The organism is Halorubrum sp. SS7 (genome assembly GCF_005435055.1).
GTDB lineage: Archaea > Halobacteriota > Halobacteria > Halobacteriales > Haloferacaceae > Halorubrum > Halorubrum salinarum.
Genome location: NZ_SGXV01000622.1, coordinates 1 through 236 on the forward strand (window position 1 = coordinate 1; position 236 = coordinate 236).

1 pseudogene is annotated in these 236 nt (G+C 65.3%); it reads right to left on the reverse strand.

What is annotated here, in order from left to right:
• Window positions 1–236: pseudogene (locus tag EXE44_RS19365) on the reverse strand (beta-CASP ribonuclease aCPSF1); the annotation flags it as partial.

Here is a 236-nt window from a genome sequence, read left to right on the forward strand (position 1 = left end):
TGGACTCCAAGACGAGCGTCTCGACGCGCGGGAAGTCGTTGACGGCGCCGTTGAACAGCCGGGTGTCCTCGTAGTGGATGTCGCCCGAGAACGCGACGTTGTAGAGGCCGTCGCCGATGTGGAAGTGGGTGACCGCGCTGCCGAGGATGTGGCCCGCGTTGTGGAAGGTGAGCTTCACGTCCGGGGCGACGTCGGTCACGTCCCCGTACTCGAGCGGGATGGTGTGTTTGATCGCG